The organism is Mesorhizobium sp. M7A.F.Ca.CA.004.06.1.1, assembly GCF_003999135.1.
Classification (GTDB): Bacteria; Pseudomonadota; Alphaproteobacteria; order Rhizobiales; family Rhizobiaceae; genus Mesorhizobium.
On the sequence record NZ_RZPQ01001123.1, the window covers coordinates 1 to 1,304 of the forward strand.

Consider the following 1,304-nt stretch of genomic DNA (forward strand, 5'->3'; position numbering starts at 1 on the left):
GATATGAACCTTGAGAAATACTCAGAGCGCGTGCGCGGTTTTATCCAGTCCGCGCAGACTATGGCGCTTTCCCGCAACCATCAGCAATTCACCCCTGAGCATATCCTGAAAGTGCTCGTCGACGACGATGAGGGCCTGGCCGCGTCGCTGATCGAACGCGCCGGCGGCAACGTCCGCGACGTCAAGCTTGGCGTCGAGACGGCACTCGAAGCGATGCCCAAGGTCGAGGGCGGCAATGGCCAGCTCTATCTGGCCCAGCCGCTGGCAAAAGTGTTTTCGACCGCCGAGGAACTGGCCAAGAAAGCCGGCGACAGCTTTGTCACGGTGGAGCGGCTCTTGCAGGCGCTGGCCATGGAGAAGTCGGCCAAGACCGCCGACATACTGGCCAAGGCCGGCGTCACCCCGCAGGCGCTCAACCAGGTCATCAATGACGTCCGCAAGGGCCGCACCGCCGATTCGGCGAGTGCCGAACAGGGCTACGACGCGCTGAAGAAATACGCGCGCGACCTGACCGCGGATGCCCGTGCCGGCAAGCTGGACCCCGTGATCGGCCGTGACGACGAGATCCGCCGCACCATTCAGGTGCTGTCGCGCCGCACCAAGAACAATCCGGTGCTGATCGGCGAACCGGGCGTCGGCAAGACGGCGATCGCCGAAGGCCTGGCGCTGCGCATCGTCAATGGCGACGTGCCGGAATCGCTGAAGGATAAGCAATTGATGGCGCTCGACATGGGCGCGCTGATTGCCGGCGCCAAATATCGCGGCGAGTTCGAGGAGCGGCTGAAGGCCGTGCTCTCCGAAGTCACCTCGGCCAGCGGCAACATCATCCTGTTCATCGATGAGATGCACACCCTGGTCGGTGCCGGCAAGGCGGATGGCGCCATGGATGCGTCGAACCTTCTGAAGCCGGCGCTGGCGCGCGGCGAGCTGCACTGCGTCGGCGCCACCACGCTCGATGAGTATCGCAAGCATGTCGAGAAGGATGCAGCGCTTGCCCGCCGCTTCCAGCCGGTGTTCGTCGACGAGCCGACGGTGGAAGACACCGTCTCGATCCTGCGCGGCCTGAAGGAGAAGTACGAGCAGCACCACAAGGTGCGCATTTCGGATTCGGCGCTGGTGGCGGCGGCGACGCTGTCCAACCGCTACATCGCCGATCGCTTCCTGCCGGACAAGGCGATCGATCTGGTCGACGAAGCCGCATCGCGGCTGCGCATGCAGGTCGATTCCAAGCCCGAGGCGCTGGACGAGATCGATCGCCGCATCATGCAGCTCAAGATCGAACGCGAGGCGCTCAAGGTCGAGAC

Annotated in this window: 1 protein-coding gene; it reads left to right on the plus strand. The window is 64.1% G+C overall.

Annotated elements, in window-relative coordinates; genetic code table 11:
• Window positions 1-3: 3 nt before the first annotated feature.
• A partial coding sequence (locus EN906_RS34405) for a Clp protease N-terminal domain-containing protein (RefSeq protein ID WP_127375788.1) occupies window positions 4-1,304 on the plus strand: 1,301 nt, incomplete at its 3' end.